The organism is Sphingobium sp. MK2 (assembly GCF_040170545.1).
Taxonomy (GTDB): domain Bacteria; phylum Pseudomonadota; class Alphaproteobacteria; order Sphingomonadales; family Sphingomonadaceae; genus Sphingobium.
The window spans coordinates 22,299-40,325 of the sequence record NZ_JAZDXA010000014.1 but is presented as its reverse complement, the minus strand read 5'-3'; the positions used below and the strand labels follow the sequence as shown (position 1 = coordinate 40,325).

Below are 18,027 nucleotides of genomic sequence, written 5' to 3'. Positions count from 1 at the left end.
ATCCAGATATATGCGCGCTTTCGCCGCCGCAGGCTGGTTGCCTGCGACCCTGACATGTTTGACGATGTAAGGAAGCAATGCCGATATAGGCGGACACCATTAAATCTGCAACATTAATCGTCGCCACTCATTCTATCGCTCAAGACCCACCTGTGAACGCTCATAACCGGAGATCGCGATGCGCCGTATAGCCATGACCGCCCTGCCCCTCATCCTCATGGCCTGTTCGGCCGAAAACGCCACGGGCCAGAATGCCGCCGCGCCTGCCGACAAGCCCTTTGCCACCGCCACGATCGCCGATTTCGATTCGCCTTGGGCCATGACCTTCCTGCCCGACGGGCGCGCGCTGGTGACGGAAAAGGCTGGCGAGATGCTGTTGTTCGATCCCAAGAACGGCACTAAGATCCCGATCGTCGGCATCCCGACCGTCGACAGCGCCGGGCAAGGCGGATTGATGGACGTCGTTCTGTCGCCCGGCTTCGCACAGGACAAAATGGTCTATTTCAGCTTTTCCGAAAGCCGTGACGGCGGCAAGGGCGTCGCGCTGGCCAAGGGTGCGTTTGCGCAGGCGAGCGACGGGACGACCAGCCTGACCGATGTGCAGGTGATTTTCCGCGCCAGCCCCTATGTCGAGGGCAATGGCCATTATTCGGGCCGCATCGCCTTTTCGCCCGACGGCAAATATCTGTTCTTCACCAATGGCGAGCGGCAGAAATTCGATCCGGCCCAAGATCCCAAATCGACCCTGGGCAAAGTGCTGCGCCTCAATCCCGACGGCACCCCGGCCGCAGGCAATCCGCTGGCGGCCAAGGGCTTTCATCCAGCGATCTGGTCCTATGGCCATCGCAACTTGCTCGGCATCGCCTTTGATGAGAAAGGGCGTTTGTGGGAGCAGGAAATGGGGCCGAAGGGTGGCGACGAAGTCAATCTGATACAGCCCGGCCTCAACTATGGTTGGCCCGAAGTGTCGAACGGCGACCATTATGATGGTCGCAACATTCCCGATCATGCAGCGGGCGATGGCTTTGAGGTGCCCAAGGTCAGTTGGAACCCGGCGATCTCACCAGCCGGGCTGATCCATTATTCAGGCGATATGTTCCCGGATTGGAAAGGCTCCCTGTTCATCGGTGGCCTGTCGAGCAAGGCACTGATCCGGGTCAAGCTGGACGGCGAGACGGCATCGAAGGCGGATCAATGGGACATGGGCGCACGGATTCGCGAAGTCGAACAAGGGCCGGATGGCGCATTGTGGGTGCTGGAGGATGGTCGCGATGGCTCGCAAGGTCGCTTATTGAAGCTGACCCCTGCCAGGTGACAAGCCTGCCATTACGGGCACAGCTTGACTGCGCCCGTAATGGCGGATGGTTCAGACCAACCGGCTCTGCTTGACCGCCGCTTCGATGAAGCTGGCGAACAGGGGATGCGGGTCGAAGGGTTTGGATTTCAGCTCCGGGTGGAACTGGACGCCGACGAACCAGGGATGGTCGGGCCGCTCGACGATTTCGGGCAGCGTACCGTCAGGCGACATGCCGGAGAAGAGCAGACCGCCCTTTTCCAGCGGCTCGCGGTAACCGGCGTTGACTTCATAGCGATGGCGGTGCCGCTCGCTGATTTCGGTCGTGCCATAGACGCCCGCAACGACGCTGTTGCCGGTCAGTTTGGCAGGGTATGCGCCGAGCCGCATCGTGCCGCCCAGGTCGGTTTCGGCGGTGCGCTTCTGCAAGCCCTCGGTGCTCATCCATTCGGTGATGAGGCCGACGACCGGCTCGCTGGTTTCGCCAAATTCAGTGGTCGAGGCCTGTTCGATACCTGCGGTGTTCCGCGCGCCTTCGATACAGGCCATCTGCATGCCAAGGCAGATGCCGAAGAAGGGCACGCCGCGTTCCCGCGCGAACTGGACCGAAGCGATCTTGCCTTCCGATCCGCGCACGCCGAAGCCGCCGGGGACCAGGATGCCGTGCATCGGTTCCAGCCGGGCGGTGATGTCCGAATCCGCTTCCTCGAACAGCTCAGCGTCGATCCACTTGATGTTGACCTTCACCCGATTGGCGAGGCCGCCATGGTGCAGCGCTTCGTGCAGCGATTTATAGGCGTCGAGCAGGCCGACATATTTGCCGACCACACCGATCGTCACTTCGCCTTCCGGGTTCTGCTGCCGGTCCATGATGTCGTCCCACCGCTCCATCGAGGGCGCGGGTGCATCGTCTATACCAAAGGCGCGCAGGACTTCGGCGTCCAGCCCTTCGGCATGATATTGCTGGGGCACGGCATAAATGCTGGAGGCGTCGAGCGCGGGGATGACCGCTTCGGGGCGTACGTTGCAGAACAGCGCGATCTTCTTGCGCTCGCTTTCGGGCAAGGGATGTTCGCAGCGGCAGAGCAAAATGTCCGGCTGGATGCCGAGCGACGTCAGTTCGCGGACGCTATGTTGGGTCGGCTTGGTCTTCAATTCGCCGGCCGCCGCGATGTACGGCACCAGCGTCACATGGACGAAGATCGACTGGCCACGATCCAGATCATTATGCAGTTGGCGAATCGCCTCCATGAAGGGCAGCGATTCGATGTCGCCCACGGTGCCGCCGATTTCGCACAGCACGAAATCAAGGCCGTCGGTGTCAGCCAAAGCGAACGCCTTGATCTCGTCCGTGACGTGCGGAATGACCTGTACAGTTGCGCCCAGATAATCGCCGCGCCGTTCGCGCTGGATGATCGTCTGATAGACGCGGCCTTGTGTGACATTGTCCGACTGGCGCGCGGAAACGCCGGTAAAGCGTTCATAATGGCCAAGGTCGAGGTCGGTTTCCGCGCCATCGTCGGTCACATAGACTTCGCCATGCTGATAGGGGGACATGGTCCCCGGATCGACGTTGAGATAGGGGTCGAATTTCCGAATGCGAACGCGATAGCCCCTCGCTTGCAGCAAGGCTGCAAGGGATGCGGCCATGAGGCCTTTTCCGAGCGAGGAGACCACGCCGCCGGTGATGAATATATACCGCGCCATGGGAGAGAAGGGTTAGCCTTTCGGAACAACAAAGGGCAAGCGCGCGAATCCACGCGCGCTTAAAAAAGATCAGCGATGTCGATGAACGGTTTAGTTGGCGAGGGGAACCGCGCCGTTGGCCGCCGCACCATTGCCGACCGAATCGGCAGCACCGGCCAGCGGATCGACGGTGCCGGTCGCGGGCGCGCCCTGGCTCGTCGGCGCCTGTCGCACCAGCGAGGTGTCGATGTCGGTCGGGGCATGGCGCACCGCCGCGATCACCGCCATGGCGATCGACAACAGCACGAAGACCGTCGCCAGGATGGAGGTGGACCGGGTGAGGAAATCCGCCGCGCCGCGCGCCGACATGAAGCCAGCCGGGCTACCGCCCACGCCCAGCCCGCCGCCTTCCGACTTCTGCATCAGGATGACGGTGACCAGCAGGGCGGCCACGATGGCCTGCACGACGAGAAGAAAAGTGAACATGCGACGGGTTTCTGTCCGGGTAAGGAGGGCGTTGCCGGGCACATAGCGACGAAGCGACGCGGGGGCAACCATTGCGCGCGTTCGCGTTGCAAGGGATCATTCTAAATCCGTTCGCCCTGAGCCTGTCGAAGGGCTTTCTTGCACTCTGAAAAAGAAGAACAGGGCTTCGACAGGCTCAGCCCGAACGGTGGAAAGTTTTAGAATGAACCGCCAACCCGTCAGCGGTCGCGACGATCACAGATACTCCCCTGGCAGGGGAGGTGGCTGGCCGCAGGCCAGACGGAGGGGTGTCACGCTCTCGATAGGGCGACACCCCTCCACCACTTCGTGGCCCCCCTCCCCTTCCAGGGGAGGATTGTGATGTGCTAACCCACCACCCCATCCGCCGCCGTGATGATCGGCGCGAATTTTTCGGCGGTCAGGCTGGCGCCGCCGACCAGGCCGCCATCGACATCGGCGATGGCCATCAGTTCGGCGGCATTGTCGCCGTTCATCGACCCGCCGTACAATATGCGCATGTCCTGCGCGTCATCGCCAATCCGGCTCGCCAGCGCAGCGCGCAAGGCGGCGTGCATCGTCGCTACGGCCTCCATCGTCGGGATGCGGCCGGTGCCGATCGCCCAGATGGGTTCATAGGCGATGGCGAGCCAGTCCGCCGCCGCGCCATCGGGCAAGGAAGCGAGCAGTTGCGCCGACACCACCGCTTCGGCGTTGCCCGCGTCGCGCACGTCCAGGCTTTCGCCGACGCACAGGATGACGCCCAGGCCCGCGGCCTTGGCCGCCAAAGCCTTGGCCGCCACGTCGCTATCGGTTTCGCCCTGGTCCTGCCGCCGTTCGCTATGGCCGACGATGGTCCAGCTAGCCCCGGCTTCGGCCAGCATCGCCGCTGACAGGCATCCGGTATGTGCGCCGCTTGCCTGCATGTGGCAATCCTGCGCGCCGATGAAGGCGCCGCCCTTGCGCGCGTTCGCCGCCGCAATGAGCGTGGCAGGCAGGCAAAGCCCGACCTCCACCGCGGGATGGTGCGTCGCGAACGCGCCAATGGTGGCGACCTCCTCCAGCGCGGCCTGCATCCCGTTCATTTTCCAGTTGCCGACAACCAGCTTGCGCCTGCCCATCGTCTGTTCCCCTTATTCTTTATTGCTGCACGTCGTCCTGCCCCTTCCGCCGCGCGCCAGTCTGCTGTGGCGTCGCGTCTCCATCGGAAGAACCATGAACTGGTCAGAGGCGATGAACGGCGCTCGCGCATTTGTCCAGTGCAAGCCTTGCCGCCGCGCGCATCCGCCCTTAAAGCGGGCCGCCATCCCGCCGCAGTTCGGATATTTTCATGCTTTCTGTCTTTCGCCGCCTCATCAAATCCCGGTTCGGGGCAGTGTTCGCGCTGTTATTCCTGGGCACGATCGCCGCAGCCTTCATCTTGGGCGACCTGTCGAGCGGCCAGTTCGGGACCAGCTTTGGCGGGGGCGGCACGGCAGCCAAAGCCAAGGGCTACAAGCTGACCGAAACCGAATTGCAGGAGCGGGTCCAGCGGGTGTTCGACAATGCGCGCCGGTCCGACCCCGGTCTTCAGATCAACGATTTCTTCACGCAGGGCGGCGCGGCGCAGGTCTATGACCAGCTGGTCGCCTCGCTCGCGCTGCGCGCCTTTGCCGACGATCAGGGCATGCATATCTCCAAGCGGCTGGTCGATGCGCAGATCGCGCAAATCCCGGCGTTCCAGGATGCAGCGGGCAATTTCAGCCAGGAGAATTTCCGCAACCTGCTGGCGCGGGAGCGGCTGACGGAAAAGGATCTGCGCGACGATATCAGCCGCGAAATCCTGCAGCGCCAATTGCTGACCCCGATCGGCATGGGCGTGAAGCCGACCGACAGCCTGGTCCTGCCCTACGCTTCGCTGCTGCTGGAAGCGCGGCAGGGCACGGTTGCGGCGATCCCGGCGGTGGCTTTCTTGGACGATAAAGACCCGACCGACGCGCAACTGGCCGATTTTTACAAGCGTAACGCCGATCGCTTCACCATCCCCGAACAGCGGCGCATCCGCTATGCCGTGGTCGATGCCGAGCGTTTCGCACAGGCCTCGCAGCCAAGCGATGCGGAAATCACCGCTGCTTATAATCAGAACAAGGCCGCCTATGCCGCCAAGCAGAGCCGGACGATCGAGCAACTGGTGCTGCCGACCGAAGCTGCGGCCAAGGCGATTGCCGACAAGGTGAAGGGCGGCGCGTCGCTGTCCACCGCTGCGCAGGGCGCTGGCCTGGCGGTGGCGACGCTGGCCGACCAGACCCCGGCCGCACTGACCACAACGGCGGGCAAGGCTGCGGCCGATGCCGCCTTTGCCGCCAAGCAGGGTGATCTGGTTGGCCCAGTACGCGGGCCGCTCGGCTGGCTGTTGCTGCGCGTCACGGCGGTTAAGGACATTCCTGCCCGCGCGCTGGCGTCGGTGCGTGAAGAGATCGTCGCGACCCTGCGCACGCAGAAGGAAAAGCAATTGCTGGCCGACTTTACCGGCAAGCTGGAAGATCAGATCGCTGATGGCGGGACGTTCGAGGAAGTGGTCAAGGATAATGGCCTCAAGCTCGAAACCAGCCCGTTGCTGCTCGCCACCGGCAAGCAGGTCGAGGATCAGGCCTATGTCGTGTCCCCCGATGTGCAGCCGCTGCTGGCACCCGCTTTCGCGATGAGCGCGGATGATGATGCGCAGATGGTGCCGATCACCCCCGACAAGCGCTATGCACTGATCGCGTCGGGCGAGATCGTCGCCGCCGCGCCGCCGCCGCTGGCCAAGGTCAAGCCGATCGTGCAGGCGCAATATAAGCTGAACGCAGGCAACGATAAGGCCAAGGCGTTGGCCGAACAGATCCGCGCCAAGGTGGCCAAGGGCACTAAACTGACCGACGCCATCGCGCAGGCCGGCGTCAAGCTGCCCGCGCCGCAAATGTTGGGTGGCAAACGCGCCGACATCATGCGTGGTGAACAACGTCCGCCCGCTGAAGTCGCCATCCTTTTCTCCATGGCGGAAAATACGGTAAAAACGCTGCCGATCGGCCAGGATCGAGGCTATTTCGTGGTCCAGCTCAACGCCATCGAACGCGGTGACGCCAAGGATCAGCCCGAACTTCTGGCGCAAATGCGAGACCAACTGGGCGACGCGATCGGCGAGGAATATGGCCAACAATTCCAGCGTGCAGTAGAAAAGCGCCTGGGCACCACCCGGAACCCCAAGGCGGTCGAAGGCGTGCGCAAGGCGCTGGCCGCCTCCAACAGCGGCGACCTGTAAAATGGCATTGGCGAAGGGTGATATGGCCGCGCGCGCAGCCTTGGCACGAGGCGAGTCTGCGCTGGTGTGGCGGCGGCAGATTGCCGACACCGACACGCCGATCTCCGCCGCGCTCAAATTGTTCGAGGCCGATCGGGGCGACTATCTGCTCGAATCGGTCGAGGGTGGCGCGGTGCGTGGCCGCTACAGCCTGATCGGCCTCGCCCCCGACCTGGTGTTTCGCGCCCATGGGCAAAGCGCCGCGATCAACCGTCACTGGGCGACCGACCGCGACGCCTTTGCGCCGCTGGAGGCGGGTGCGCTGGATGCGTTGCGCGATCTGGTCGCCGAATGCCGGGCGGAGATGGACCCGGCATTGCCCGCCGCGCTCGCCTGCCTGGTTGGCTATTTCGGCTATGAGACGGTGGGCCTGGTCGAGAAACTGCCCCGCCCTGCCCCCAATCCCATCGACTTGCCCGACATGCTGTTCGTGCGGCCGACCATCATCCTGATCTTCGATCGCTTGGCCGACCAGCTCTATCTGGTCGCGCCGGTGTGGAAGGGCAGTTTTGCCGACCCGGATCGGGCGATCGAACAGGCGCTGGAGCGGATCGAGGCGACAGCCGCGCGGCTGGCTGCGCCGATCCCGGCCGCCCCCGCCCAGGCCGACATTGCCGACATCGCCGTGACCCCGGTGCTGGAGCCGGGCCGCTATGCCGCCATGGTCGATCGCGCGAAGGAGTATATCGTGGCGGGCGATATTTTTCAGGTGGTGCTGGCACAGCGCTTCACCAGCCCCTTCACCCTGCCGCCGATCGCTCTCTACCGCGCGCTGCGACGGATCAATCCCTCGCCCTTCCTCTATTATCTCGACCTGCCCGGCTTCGCGCTGATCGGGTCAAGCCCCGAAATCCTGGTCCGCGCGCGCGATGGCGAAGTCACGATCCGGCCGATCGCAGGCACTCGCCCGCGCGGCAAGAATGCCGTGGAGGATGCCGCCAACCGCGAAAGCTTGCTCGCCGATCCTAAGGAGCGGGCCGAACATCTGATGCTGCTCGACCTTGGGCGCAACGATGTCGGCCGGGTGGCGACCGCTGGCAGCGTGACCGTGACCGACAGCTACACCGTCGAATTTTACAGCCATGTCATGCATATCGTGTCCAACGTGGTCGGCCGCCTGTCGCCAGAGAAGGACGCGCTCGACGCCCTGTTCGCGGGCTTTCCGGCGGGCACCGTGTCCGGTGCGCCCAAGGTGCGCGCCTGCGAAATCATCGCCGAACTGGAACCCGAAACGCGCGGCGCTTATGCGGGCGGCGTCGGCTATTTCGGGCCGGACGGCAATATGGACAGTTGCATCGTCCTGCGTACCGCCGTCCTGAAGGATGGCGTCATGCATGTGCAGGCGGGCGCGGGCATCGTCGCGGATTCGAACCCCGACTATGAACAGCGCGAATGCGAGGCCAAGAGCGGTGCCTTGCTGGCGGCGGCGCGCGAAGCCGTGGCGTTGGCGCGGGATGCGGGGTTTGGGCAGTAGACGGGGCTAAGGCCTATCGACACGCCCGCCAGCCGGTCGCGCCGCGTTCGGCCTGATCGAGATGGAAATGGTCGCGATGGGCGGCATTATAATCGGGTGACAGGACGGTCGCGAACAGGTCGCACGCCCCGTCGCGCACGGCGCGCAGGAATTGCGCATCCTCGCCCTCACCCTTCCAGTCGCGCAGCACGCTGATGCTGCGGCCGTCGGCCAGGGTGAAGCCGGCCACGTCGAGCGCGTCGGCGGTCGCATGTTCGCTATAATCACCTGCGCTGCGGCCATACATGCGGCGACAGCTATAGCTGCCCAGATGGCGCATGGACCGCACCGGCTGGCCATAGATGCGCTGGGCGGCGGGCTGGACGACCTGCCACTCCCATAGTTTGAGCGCGGCGACGACCGGGCAGGACGGCGCGACCGACGCCGGGGCCAGCGCGATCGCGTCTTTCTCCGCGCGCAGCCGCACCGCATCGGAATAGGCGCACTGGTCCGCCCCACCCGGCTGCACCGCGACATAATCGACGCCTGCCCGGTCGAGCAGCGCACGGCATTGCGCGGCATCGCCGGTCAGCGCGGTCAGTTTGCGCCCGGTGAACATGCCGATCGGCTGGCTGAGGTCGAGGTCGGTCCAGGGCATGTCCTGCGGCCGCTGCCGCACGACGGCATAGCCGAGCAACAGAAGAGACAGCAGGACGGCAAGCAGGACGAGGCGGCGGAGGGTCACATGAAGTTTGCGCATGCCTCAAGCACGCCTGACCTGCGCCATAGGTTCCGACGTGACCGGATATCCCAGATGATCGGGGATGCATAAATGCCGTTCGCCATCCCGCTCCTCCGGCCAGGGCCGCACCGTTTCGACCGGATAGGCACGCGCATGGGCAACGAGGTCGGCATGGTTGGCGCACAGGGCCAGCCGCTCCAGATTGCGCCGGGTCGGGTAGATCAGCTTCCCCTCCCCCGCATCGCATTGCGCCAGCGTGGCCGCCGCGCCGCTCCAGAACAGCTTTACATTTTCGGTCGTATCGACGGTGGCCATCTGTCCGTCCGGCGCGCGAGCGATGTAGAAGCGCGTGTCGAAGATCCGCGTTGCCTGATCGAAGGGCGCGGGATGCCAGCGGGCAAAGGGCGTCAGCGCATCGAACGCGACGCTTAGGTCATGTCGGTCGAGCAGAGTGCGCAAGGGCACGCCATCCTGCAGCCCGTCGCGCAGACGCAGCACGGTTGCCGCGTCCACCACGCCATGCAAGCCAACCCCCAACCCCGCTTCCTCGATCGTCTCGCGAATCGCGGCGATGCGCGCGGCCGCCTCGTCCTGCTCCAGTCCGTGATCGATCCGCGCGGCCAGATCATGATCCTCCGCATCGACCGCGCCGCCGGGAAAGACCAGCGCGCCGGCGGCAAAGACCATGGTGCTGGCCCGTTCCATCATCAATATATCCGGCGGCCCATCGGCCCGGTCGCGCACGATCACGACCGTTGCAGCCGGGCGGCTGCGCTGTTCCAATTCTGTCATGAGACCGCCTTAGGCGCACGAGGCGCTGGCGGTAAAGTCCTTCAAGCAACCCCAAAGGGAGGGGTTGGTGGAGCCTAGCGGGATCGAACCGCTGACCTCGTCATTGCGAACGACGCGCTCTCCCAGCTGAGCTAAGGCCCCAAAGGAGCGCTGCCTATAGGCGAGGGATTTGGCGCTTGCAACGGTCTTTTTGCACGATTGCTTGCGCGGCCACCATGCGCGGTGCCAAAGCGTTCCCCCGTTCCAAAAGAGGCCCCTATGCCGACCATCGCCCTGCTGATCATCTCCAATGTCTTCATGACCATCGCCTGGTATTGGCACCTCAAGGGCGGCATGGAAAAGCCGATCCTGCTGGTCATCCTGATCAGTTGGGGCATCGCGCTGGTCGAATATTGCTTTGCCGTTCCCGCCAACCGGATCGGCTATGCCCATGGCTGGAGCGCGGGGCAGCTCAAGGTCGCGCAGGAAGCGATCGCGCTGGTCATCTTCGGCGGCTTCATGGTCACAGTGCTGGGCGAACCCCTCCACTGGCGCCACCTCGCCGCCTTCGCCTGCATCATGGGCGCGGTGGGGTTTCTGTTCGTGGGGAAGTGAGTCCAGTCAGGGAAGCAGAAGTGAACTGTCGCCATAGCTGTAGAAACGGTAGCCGTGGCCGATCGCGTGGGCGTAGGCAGCTTGCATCCGGTCGCGTCCTATCAGGGCGCTGACCAGCATGAAGAGGGTCGATTTGGGCAGATGGAAATTGGTCATCAGCCCGTCGATGGCGCGGAAGCGGTAGCCGGGGGTTATAAAGATGCGGGTTTCGTCGGCGAAGGGGTGGATGATGCCATCTTCGCTCGCCGCGCTTTCCAGCAGCCGTAGGGACGTCGTGCCGACCGCGATCAGGCGACCGCCCGCCGCGCGCGCGGCGTTCAGCCGGTCGGCGGTGGCGGGTTCGATCCGACCCCATTCGGCGTGCATGCGGTGGTCGTCGGTGTCGTCGGCCTTGACCGGCAGGAAGGTGCCCGCGCCGACATGGAGGGTCAGCGTTTCCGTCAGCACCCCGGCCTTGGCCAGCGCCGCCATCAGGTCCGGCGTGAAATGCAGCGCGGCGGTGGGGGCAGCGACCGCGCCATCCTCACGCGCGAACATGGTCTGATAATCGCTGACGTCGCGTTCGTCGGTCGGGCGCTTGCTGGCGATATAGGGGGGCAAGGGCATACGACCGGCCCGTTCCAGCAGCACTTCCACTGGCTCGGTGCCCTCGAAGTCCAGCGTCACGCCGCCATCTTCGTCGCGCGGCCCGGCGATCGCGGTGACGCCTGCGCCAAAGTCGATCCGGTCGCCATCGCGCACCCGCTTCGCATTGCGCAGGAAGGCCTGCCATTGGCGTAGACCCAGGCGCTTGTGCAGCGTTGCGCCGATCCGCGCTTCGCCGCGCGTGCCTTCCAACTGGGCGGGAATGACGCGCGTGTCGTTGAATACCAGGACGTCGCCCGCGCGCAGCAAGCCCGGCAGGTCGCGTACCGTGAGGTCGGCAAAGTCCCCTGCCCCCGGCACCAGCAACAGCCGCGCGGCATCGCGCGGGCTGGCGGGGCGCAGCGCGATATTTTCCGGCGGGAGGTCGAAGTCGAACAGGTCTACGCGCATCGGTCTATCTGTTTCGTTTGATCAGGCCAGCAACCGTTCGTGTCGAGCGCAGTCGAGACAGGCTCGCCCCTGCGCCAGCGGCTTCTCGACTTCGCTCGAAGCGAACGGGGAGCGGTCGATTATTGTCCGGGCGCTGGCGAAGGCAGGATCGACGGTGCGGCGGGTGCGGCCATGCCGGGCATCGGCATCCTTACCGGCGGCTTGCCATCGCTTTCAATCGAAGCCTGCCAGATCACGCTGGGATTGGCAGGCGGCTCGCCCTGGGCAATGGCATCGACATATTGCATGCCCTCGATCACCCGGCCGAAGACGGTATATTTCTTGTCGAGCTGCATCCGGGGCAGCAGAACGATGAAGAACTGGCTGTTGGCGCTGTCCTCGCTCTGCGCGCGCGCCATCGACACGGTGCCGCGCAGATGAGGCATCGGGTTGAACTCGGCCTTGAGGTCGGGGAGCTGCGATCCGCCGGTGCCGTCGCCCTTGGGGTCTCCACCCTGCGCCATGAAGCCGGGGATGACGCGGTGGAATTTCAGGCCGTTATAGAAACCCTGCCGCGTCAGTTCCTTGATCCGCTCGACATGGCCAGGCGCAATGTCGGGACGCAACTGGATACGAACACGGCCGCCGGTCGACAGGTCCAGATCCCAGATATTTTCTGGATCAGCCGGTATGGTTGCAGGCGGCAGCTTCGGCGTCAGGTCGGTTTCCAGCGACTTGGCGTTGCTCTGCGCCCGTGCGGCCGCTTCGGCGCGCTTGACCTGATCCGCACCGCCGCCTCCACCTTGAGCGTAGGCAAAGCCGGACGTGGCAAGGGCGACACCGATCGCCATGGTCTTGAGCGCGCAGGTGAAACGCATGAAGCAGACTTCCTTGATCTTATGGGCGTAGGGCCAAGCCGCCCTGATAGCGCGCTGATCGCGATTGGCAACTGAACGCAGGCTGAGCAGCGTTATGCGTTGCCTTTGCGGCCCATCTTTTCCACTCGCGCCACAACGTCGTCGCGCACGGCGGGACTGACGAATTTATGGATCGGCCCGCCATAGAGGGCGATTTCCTTGACCAGCCGCGAGGCGATCGGTTGCAGGCAGACGTCCGCCATCAGGAAAACGGTCTCGACGCGCGCATTGATCTGCTGGTTCATGCCCGCCATTTGATATTCATATTCGAAGTCGGCGACGGCGCGCAGCCCGCGCACGATGACGCTCGCCCCCTGCGATTCGGCAAAGTCCATCAGCAGCGAATTGAAGCCGATGACGACAATGTCAGCGTCGATGCCCGCACATTCGCGCCGCACCATGTCCAACCGCTCTTCGTCGGAGAACATGGGCGACTTGGCGATATTGGTCGTGACCCCGATCACCAGCTTGTCGACCAGCTTCGCGCCGCGCCGGATGATGTCCATATGGCCCAGGGTGATGGGATCGAAGGTGCCGGGATAGACGCCGATACGCTGCTTGCTCATGGGGCTTAGCGATCCCTTTCGATGATATAGTCGGCGATGGCGCGCAACAGGTCGGCCTCCGCGCCATAGCCGTGCAGATGCGCCTTGGCCTGATCGACCAGCATATGCGCCTGCGCCCGTGCGCGATCGACACCCAACAGCGATACGAAGGTTTCCTTGCCCGCCGCGGCATCCTTGCCCAGCGCCTTGCCCGCCAAGTCCGCGTCGCCTTCGACATCCAGCAGATCGTCGGCAATCTGGAAAGCGAGGCCAATGTCGCGGGCATAGCCATGCAGGCTGGTGCGCGCCTCAACCGGGATGCGCGCCATGATCGCGGCCGCCTCGACGCAGAAGGCGATCAAGGCGCCGGTCTTGAGATTTTGCAGCCGGGTGACGGTGGCGAGGTCGAAGCGCGATTTTTCCGCCTCCAGGTCCATCATCTGCCCGCCCGCCATGCCCGCCGGGCCGCTCGCCAGCGCAAGCGCCCTGACCAGGTCGATCCGCACGAACGGGTCGGCATGAGTCTGCTCGTCGGCCAGGACTTCGAAGGCGACATCGTGCAGGCAATCGCCGGCCAATATCGCGCTGGCTTCGTCGAAGGCCTTGTGGACGGTGGGCTTGCCCCGGCGCATGTCGTCATCGTCCATCGCGGGCAGATCGTCATGGATCAGCGAATAGACATGGATGCACTCGACCGCCAGGCCGACCCGCAGCGCCGATTCGCGCGCGATGTTGAACAGGTCGCAGGTCGCTTCGACCAGCAGGGGCCGCAGCCGCTTGCCGCCGCCGATCGCGGCGTGGCGCATCGCTTCATAGAGGCGCGCGCGCGCATCGTCGGGCACGGGCAAGAGCAGGTCGAAGCCATGATCGATCCGCGCCGCAACATCACGCGAACGGCTGGTCAGCAACGCCGACGACGAAACATCCCCCCCCATGCCGCTCAGTCCGCGCCGAACGGCTGCGCGCCGGTAACTGCGCCATTGGCGTCGACCGTCAGCTTGGCGATCCGCGCCTCGGCGGCCTGCAGCCGGTCGGCACAGCGTTTGCGCAACGCTTCCCCCTGCGCATAGAGCGAGATCGACTCGTCAAGCGGCACATCGCCGCTTTCGAGCCTGCGCACAATGGTTTCAAGGGCGCGTAGCGCATCCTCGAAGGAAAGCTGGTTGGGGTCCGGGGCTTGCGTGCTGCTGTCGGTGGCCATGCCCTTGCATTGACCGCCACCGCCCGCCCGGTCAAGCCCGCAGCATACAATCGGGCACTCGCCCGATCTTTTGGCCCCACCCCTGTCATGAAAGCGTCATGACGTCATATCAGGGGCATGGCGGGAAAGACGCAGATTTGCGTTGACGCATTATGCTGCACGCGCACATAAAAGGATCGCTATGAAATCTTATATCCCCCTTATCGCCGCCGCGAGCCTTGGCTTGCTTTCCGCCTGCAACCAGAATGACGAACCCGAAGTCGTGGGCGGTCCGCGTGACCCGATGGCTGCCGAGCTCGCCAATGCCGCACCCGTCGAGCTGCCGCCGTCGGTCAAGGCCAACAAGCAGTTCCGCTGCAAGGACAACAGCTTGCTGTTCGTCGATTATATGAGCGACGACAAGACCGCGCTGCTGCGCACCGAAAAGGGCGGCGCAGCCACCACGCTGAAGGCAGCCGAAGCCGGTCAGCCCTTCACCGCCGAGGGCGGTTACACCATCGACGGTGCGGGCGACAAGGTCACCATCACCGTCCCTGGCAAGAGCGCACAGGCCTGCCACGTTTAAGGCGGCCTGATCCTTCCATCCATTCCCAGGCCGGACCGCCCCTAACGGTCCGGCCTTTTTCTTGTCCGCGCATTGGCGGGTTTCGCCTCATTTTCGGGCATTGCCTGCCGTTCTGGTTATATATATATCTTCCCCCATATGTGGAGCTTCACACTGTGGAACTTCGCGGCGCTTGCTGCAGCCATCTATTGCATAGCTAAGGCTGTGATCGACCTGCGCACGCGCGGGTATATGTGGGGGATCGTGGGTCTGCTGAGCGCAGCGGTGTTTCTGCTGACGTCGATCAAAACCCACGCAGTGAAGATCGATCTGCCCGTCGCCGGATCGTGACGGCTAACGCCCCAGAGCGGACGTTTACTCTGGCGCTCGTTTCTGATTGAAGCACCACTTTCGGATCGCCTGAACGCCAGCAAGGACCACCAGCCCAACCCCAAACGCGAGCCAGGCTACTCCCCATCCATGAAAGACATCTATCTCCGTCGACTTCTTCCAAATTAGCCCTGCGCCCATGAGTGCCGCTATCAGAAGTTGACCATAGGTGATTTTGGAGAAGGCAAGCGCACGCGCCCCCTCCCTGGTCAATGCTGGGCCTTCTGGCGTTCGGCGCTCTAACTCGCGTGATGGAGCATTCCAAGCCCAGTAATACATCGCCATGAAAGACAGCAAGATAGCTGCTATCCCGCCCCACATCGCAATCTGCGCGATGGCGCTATCGGCATCCGGGGTTCGCCAGACTAGAAGCAGTATCAGGCCAACGGAGGCAGGAAAGATGGACCACGTGGCGTAGCGAATGCGCTTGTTGAAAGCCGCTACAAACTCGTCTCTTTCCGAGTGGCTCACGCGAATTGGCGCACCCCTCTGATACTTACGATAGAATAATCCCTGTTCACCGACCGAAAACTGATCAGCGAAAGTTTGCCGCAGGCGATCAAAGTGAGCGTTGCCAAACATGCGGACAACTTAGACAAATATCGGCGGCACGCAATGACCGCTCTCCACCATTTCTCACCAACCAGACAAAGCCGACACGCCCCCCTATTTCGCAGCCCCTCTGCGCGCAATGGCAGCAGGCAAGCGCGGGAGAGGCGCGCCCACCTCTTATCCCGTTTCTCCCGCCCGATCGACGCATGTCACCAAAGCATGCACGCCGCCATTGCTCTCCGCCCACGCCCCCGCTAAAGGCGCGGCATGTCCAGCACCGCCACCCAGATCACCCCGGAAATCGTCGCCGAACATGGCCTCAGCCCGGAAGAATATGACCGCGTATTGAAGGCGATCGGCCGCGAGCCGAACCTGACGGAACTCGGCATCTTCTCGGTCATGTGGTCGGAGCATTGCTCGTATAAATCCTCCAAGATCCACCTGATGAAGCTGCCGACCACCGGCCCGCAGGTGATTTGCGGTCCCGGCGAAAATGCCGGCGTCGTGGACATTGGCGATGGGCAGGCGGCGATCTTCAAGATGGAGAGCCACAACCACCCCAGCTATATCGAACCCTATCAGGGCGCGGCAACCGGGGTTGGCGGCATTTTGCGCGACGTGTTCACCATGGGCGCGCGGCCGATCGCCAACATGAATGCGCTGCGTTTCGGGCGGCCCGATCATCCCAAGATGCGCCACCTCATCAGCGGCGTGGTGCGCGGCATTGGCGGCTATGGCAATTGCGTAGGCGTGCCGACTGTCGGCGGCGAGGTGAATTTCCACCCCGCTTATGACGGCAATATCCTGGTCAACGCCATGACCGTGGGCATCGCCGACACCGACAAGATTTTTTACAGCGCCGCATCCGGCGTGGGCAATAGCATCGTCTATGTCGGCTCCAAGACCGGCCGCGACGGCATCCATGGCGCAACCATGGCCAGCGCCGATTTCGGCGACGATGCCGATGCCAAGCGCCCCACCGTGCAGGTCGGCGATCCCTTCACCGAAAAGCTGCTGATCGAAGCCTGTCTTGAACTCATGGCATCGGACGCGATCGTCGCGATTCAGGATATGGGTGCGGCGGGCCTAACCTCCTCCAGCGTCGAAATGGCGTCGAAGGGCGGCGTCGGCCTCCTGCTCAACATGGATGCCGTGCCGCAGCGCGAAACCGGCATGACCGCCTATGAAATGATGCTCTCCGAATCGCAGGAGCGCATGTTGATGGTGTTGAAGCCGGGCCGCGAAGCCTTTGCCGAAGCGATCTTCCACAAATGGGAACTGGACTTCGCGATCATCGGCGAAGTCACCGACAGCGGCCGCATGGTGCTGGTCCATCATGGCGAAACCGTGTGCGACATTCCGCTGGCCCCGCTGGCGGATGATGCGCCGCTCTATGATCGCCCGTCGATGCCGATCGCGGATTACAAGGCCTGGTCGGGCGTGAAGCCGCTCGGCGATATTCCCGAATCCACCGACATCGGCGCGGACCTGCTCAAACTGATGGGCAGCCCCGACATCGCCAGCCGCCGCTGGATCTGGGAACAATATGACCATATGGTCGGTGCCGACACCGTCCAGCGCCCCGGTGGCGACGCAGCCGTCGTGCGCGTCCATGGCTCCAACAAGGGCATCGCGATCAGCACCGATTGCACCCCGCGCTACTGCTATGCAGACCCCTATGAAGGCGGCAAGCAGGCCATCGCCGAATGCTATCGCAACCTGTCCGCGGTCGGCGCGACACCGCTGGCGGTGACCAACTGCCTGAACTTCGCCAACCCCCAGCGCCCCGAAATCATGGCGCAGCTGACGGGTTGCCTCGACGGCATGGGCGACGCCTGCCGCGCTCTCGACTTCCCGATCGTGAGCGGCAATGTGTCGCTCTATAACGAAAGCAAGGCGACGGGTGGCGGCAGCGCCATTTTGCCGACGCCTGCGATTGGCGGGATTGGCTTGCTGGCCGATGTGGATGTCATGGCGACGGTGGCGTTCAAGAATGAAGGCGACGCCATCTGGCTGATCGGCGGAGAAGGCACGCATCTCGGCCAGTCGATCTGGCTGCGCGAAATCGCCGGTCTGGAAGCGGGCGAAGCGCCCAAGGTCGACTTGGCTGCTGAGCGCGCCAATGCCGACACCATCCGCGCCCTCGTCGCATCCGGCACCGCTAACGCGGTTCATGATGTGTCCGACGGCGGCCTGTTGGTCACGATCGCGGAAATGGCGTTGGCGGGCAAAATCGGCGCTATCATCGACCCGATCGAGTCGACTGCATCCGCTTTTGGTGAAGATCAGGCGCGCTATGTCGTAACCACACGGTCGGACGCCGATGTTCCGGGCGCTGTTCGCATCGGGTCTGTTGGCGGCCACGGCATCGAGGAAACGCGCGACGTTGGCATCAACGTGTCACTCACCGACCTGCGCGCCGCGCATGAAGGCTTCTTCCCCAAGCTGATGGACAGCGAACTTTAACCGAATCGAATATCGAGGCTGGCCTTCCGACATAA

General features: G+C 63.7%; 18 protein-coding genes and 1 tRNA gene. 7 read left to right on the top strand and 12 right to left on the bottom strand.

The annotated features are described in order from the left end of the window. The first annotated feature begins 178 nt into the window (after positions 1 to 178). Positions 179 to 1,315, top strand: a complete 1,137-nt coding sequence (locus V2I08_RS08835; protein ID WP_349634759.1) for a PQQ-dependent sugar dehydrogenase — start codon at positions 179 to 181, stop codon at positions 1,313 to 1,315. 51 nt (positions 1,316 to 1,366) lie between these two features. Here V2I08_RS08835 and V2I08_RS08830 read toward each other — a convergent pair whose 3' ends face one another. The 3 genes from V2I08_RS08830 to tpiA form a co-directional block, all read right to left on the bottom strand. Continuing rightward, complete coding sequence (locus V2I08_RS08830) at positions 1,367 to 3,001, bottom strand: CTP synthase (RefSeq protein ID WP_349634758.1); 1,635 nt, start codon at positions 2,999 to 3,001, stop codon at positions 1,367 to 1,369. 90 nt (positions 3,002 to 3,091) lie between these two features. Then, complete coding sequence (secG, locus tag V2I08_RS08825) at positions 3,092 to 3,466, bottom strand: preprotein translocase subunit SecG (protein WP_349634757.1); 375 nt, start codon at positions 3,464 to 3,466, stop codon at positions 3,092 to 3,094. A gap of 365 nt (positions 3,467 to 3,831) precedes the next feature. Next, positions 3,832 to 4,584 carry a triose-phosphate isomerase gene (gene tpiA, locus V2I08_RS08820; RefSeq protein WP_349634756.1) on the bottom strand — a complete coding sequence of 251 codons (753 nt, stop codon included), beginning with the start codon at positions 4,582 to 4,584 and terminating at the stop codon, positions 3,832 to 3,834. A 209-nt stretch (positions 4,585 to 4,793) separates the two neighbouring features. Here tpiA and V2I08_RS08815 point away from each other — a divergent pair, with 209 nt between their 5' ends. Together V2I08_RS08815 and trpE are read left to right on the top strand one after the other, a co-directional pair. Next, complete coding sequence (locus V2I08_RS08815; RefSeq protein WP_349634755.1) at positions 4,794 to 6,743, top strand: SurA N-terminal domain-containing protein; 1,950 nt, start codon at positions 4,794 to 4,796, stop codon at positions 6,741 to 6,743. 1 nt (position 6,744) lies between these two features. Beyond that, positions 6,745 to 8,256, top strand: a complete 1,512-nt coding sequence (trpE, locus tag V2I08_RS08810; protein ID WP_349634754.1) for an anthranilate synthase component I — start codon at positions 6,745 to 6,747, stop codon at positions 8,254 to 8,256. Positions 8,257 to 8,269: 13 nt separating this feature from the next. Here trpE and V2I08_RS08805 read toward each other — a convergent pair whose 3' ends face one another. From V2I08_RS08805 to V2I08_RS08795, 3 genes are all read right to left on the bottom strand, one after another. Then, positions 8,270 to 8,995, bottom strand: coding sequence for an extensin family protein (locus V2I08_RS08805; protein ID WP_349634753.1), 726 nt, complete (start codon positions 8,993 to 8,995; stop codon positions 8,270 to 8,272). A 3-nt stretch (positions 8,996 to 8,998) separates the two neighbouring features. Beyond that, positions 8,999 to 9,769: an NUDIX domain-containing protein gene (locus V2I08_RS08800; protein WP_349634752.1), complete on the bottom strand. Its 771-nt coding sequence runs from the start codon at positions 9,767 to 9,769 to the stop codon at positions 8,999 to 9,001. A 65-nt stretch (positions 9,770 to 9,834) separates the two neighbouring features. Beyond that, positions 9,835 to 9,910 (bottom strand) — tRNA-Ala (locus V2I08_RS08795). A 117-nt stretch (positions 9,911 to 10,027) separates the two neighbouring features. Here V2I08_RS08795 and V2I08_RS08790 point away from each other — a divergent pair. Further along, positions 10,028 to 10,363 carry a DMT family protein gene (locus V2I08_RS08790; RefSeq protein WP_037476486.1) on the top strand — a complete coding sequence of 112 codons (336 nt, stop codon included), beginning with the start codon at positions 10,028 to 10,030 and terminating at the stop codon, positions 10,361 to 10,363. Positions 10,364 to 10,369: 6 nt separating this feature from the next. On the opposite strand, the gene queA is transcribed toward V2I08_RS08790, so the two are convergent. From queA to V2I08_RS08765, 5 genes are all read right to left on the bottom strand, one after another. Then, positions 10,370 to 11,398, bottom strand: coding sequence for a tRNA preQ1(34) S-adenosylmethionine ribosyltransferase-isomerase QueA (gene queA, locus V2I08_RS08785; RefSeq protein ID WP_349634751.1), 1,029 nt, complete (start codon positions 11,396 to 11,398; stop codon positions 10,370 to 10,372). Positions 11,399 to 11,517: 119 nt separating this feature from the next. Beyond that, positions 11,518 to 12,255 carry a peptidylprolyl isomerase gene (locus tag V2I08_RS08780; RefSeq protein WP_349634750.1) on the bottom strand — a complete coding sequence of 246 codons (738 nt, stop codon included), beginning with the start codon at positions 12,253 to 12,255 and terminating at the stop codon, positions 11,518 to 11,520. 92 nt (positions 12,256 to 12,347) lie between these two features. Beyond that, a complete protein-coding gene (coaD, locus tag V2I08_RS08775) occupies positions 12,348 to 12,860 on the bottom strand; it encodes a pantetheine-phosphate adenylyltransferase (RefSeq protein ID WP_349634749.1) in 513 nt (170 codons plus the stop codon). A 5-nt stretch (positions 12,861 to 12,865) separates the two neighbouring features. Next, positions 12,866 to 13,774, bottom strand: a complete 909-nt coding sequence (locus V2I08_RS08770; RefSeq protein WP_349634748.1) for a farnesyl diphosphate synthase — start codon at positions 13,772 to 13,774, stop codon at positions 12,866 to 12,868. A gap of 5 nt (positions 13,775 to 13,779) precedes the next feature. After that, on the bottom strand, positions 13,780 to 14,040 hold the full coding sequence (locus V2I08_RS08765; RefSeq protein ID WP_349634747.1) for an exodeoxyribonuclease VII small subunit: 261 nt from the start codon (positions 14,038 to 14,040) through the stop codon (positions 13,780 to 13,782). Between the two features lie 181 nt (positions 14,041 to 14,221). Here V2I08_RS08765 and V2I08_RS08760 point away from each other — a divergent pair, with 181 nt between their 5' ends. Next, positions 14,222 to 14,605, top strand: a complete 384-nt coding sequence (locus tag V2I08_RS08760; RefSeq protein ID WP_349634746.1) for a hypothetical protein — start codon at positions 14,222 to 14,224, stop codon at positions 14,603 to 14,605. A 138-nt stretch (positions 14,606 to 14,743) separates the two neighbouring features. Continuing rightward, positions 14,744 to 14,935 (top strand): hypothetical protein, encoded by a 192-nt coding sequence (locus V2I08_RS08755; protein WP_349634745.1) that lies wholly within the window; start codon positions 14,744 to 14,746, stop codon positions 14,933 to 14,935. Positions 14,936 to 14,959: 24 nt separating this feature from the next. Here V2I08_RS08755 and V2I08_RS08750 read toward each other — a convergent pair whose 3' ends face one another. Beyond that, a complete protein-coding gene (locus tag V2I08_RS08750) occupies positions 14,960 to 15,556 on the bottom strand; it encodes a hypothetical protein (protein ID WP_349634744.1) in 597 nt (198 codons plus the stop codon). Between the two features lie 237 nt (positions 15,557 to 15,793). Here V2I08_RS08750 and purL point away from each other — a divergent pair, with 237 nt between their 5' ends. Then, positions 15,794 to 17,992 carry a phosphoribosylformylglycinamidine synthase subunit PurL gene (gene purL / locus V2I08_RS08745; protein ID WP_349634743.1) on the top strand — a complete coding sequence of 733 codons (2,199 nt, stop codon included), beginning with the start codon at positions 15,794 to 15,796 and terminating at the stop codon, positions 17,990 to 17,992. Positions 17,993 to 18,027: the final 35 nt, after the last annotated feature.

Coding starts and splice junctions, on each gene's coding strand:
- V2I08_RS08790 (WP_037476486.1), top strand. CDS start 10,028: ATGCCGACCATCGCCCTGCTGATCATCTCCAATGTCTTCATGACCATC.
- V2I08_RS08770 (WP_349634748.1), bottom strand. CDS start 13,774: ATGGGGGGGGATGTTTCGTCGTCGGCGTTGCTGACCAGCCGTTCGCGT.
- queA (WP_349634751.1), bottom strand. CDS start 11,398: ATGCGCGTAGACCTGTTCGACTTCGACCTCCCGCCGGAAAATATCGCG.
- V2I08_RS08780 (WP_349634750.1), bottom strand. CDS start 12,255: ATGCGTTTCACCTGCGCGCTCAAGACCATGGCGATCGGTGTCGCCCTT.
- V2I08_RS08805 (WP_349634753.1), bottom strand. CDS start 8,995: ATGCGCAAACTTCATGTGACCCTCCGCCGCCTCGTCCTGCTTGCCGTC.
- V2I08_RS08750 (WP_349634744.1), bottom strand. CDS start 15,556: ATGTTTGGCAACGCTCACTTTGATCGCCTGCGGCAAACTTTCGCTGAT.
- V2I08_RS08760 (WP_349634746.1), top strand. CDS start 14,222: ATGAAATCTTATATCCCCCTTATCGCCGCCGCGAGCCTTGGCTTGCTT.
- V2I08_RS08765 (WP_349634747.1), bottom strand. CDS start 14,040: ATGGCCACCGACAGCAGCACGCAAGCCCCGGACCCCAACCAGCTTTCC.
- V2I08_RS08835 (WP_349634759.1), top strand. CDS start 179: ATGCGCCGTATAGCCATGACCGCCCTGCCCCTCATCCTCATGGCCTGT.
- V2I08_RS08815 (WP_349634755.1), top strand. CDS start 4,794: ATGCTTTCTGTCTTTCGCCGCCTCATCAAATCCCGGTTCGGGGCAGTG.
- V2I08_RS08800 (WP_349634752.1), bottom strand. CDS start 9,769: ATGACAGAATTGGAACAGCGCAGCCGCCCGGCTGCAACGGTCGTGATC.
- secG (WP_349634757.1), bottom strand. CDS start 3,466: ATGTTCACTTTTCTTCTCGTCGTGCAGGCCATCGTGGCCGCCCTGCTG.
- tpiA (WP_349634756.1), bottom strand. CDS start 4,584: ATGGGCAGGCGCAAGCTGGTTGTCGGCAACTGGAAAATGAACGGGATG.
- trpE (WP_349634754.1), top strand. CDS start 6,745: ATGGCATTGGCGAAGGGTGATATGGCCGCGCGCGCAGCCTTGGCACGA.
- V2I08_RS08755 (WP_349634745.1), top strand. CDS start 14,744: ATGTGGAGCTTCACACTGTGGAACTTCGCGGCGCTTGCTGCAGCCATC.
- purL (WP_349634743.1), top strand. CDS start 15,794: ATGTCCAGCACCGCCACCCAGATCACCCCGGAAATCGTCGCCGAACAT.
- coaD (WP_349634749.1), bottom strand. CDS start 12,860: ATGAGCAAGCAGCGTATCGGCGTCTATCCCGGCACCTTCGATCCCATC.
- V2I08_RS08830 (WP_349634758.1), bottom strand. CDS start 3,001: ATGGCGCGGTATATATTCATCACCGGCGGCGTGGTCTCCTCGCTCGGA.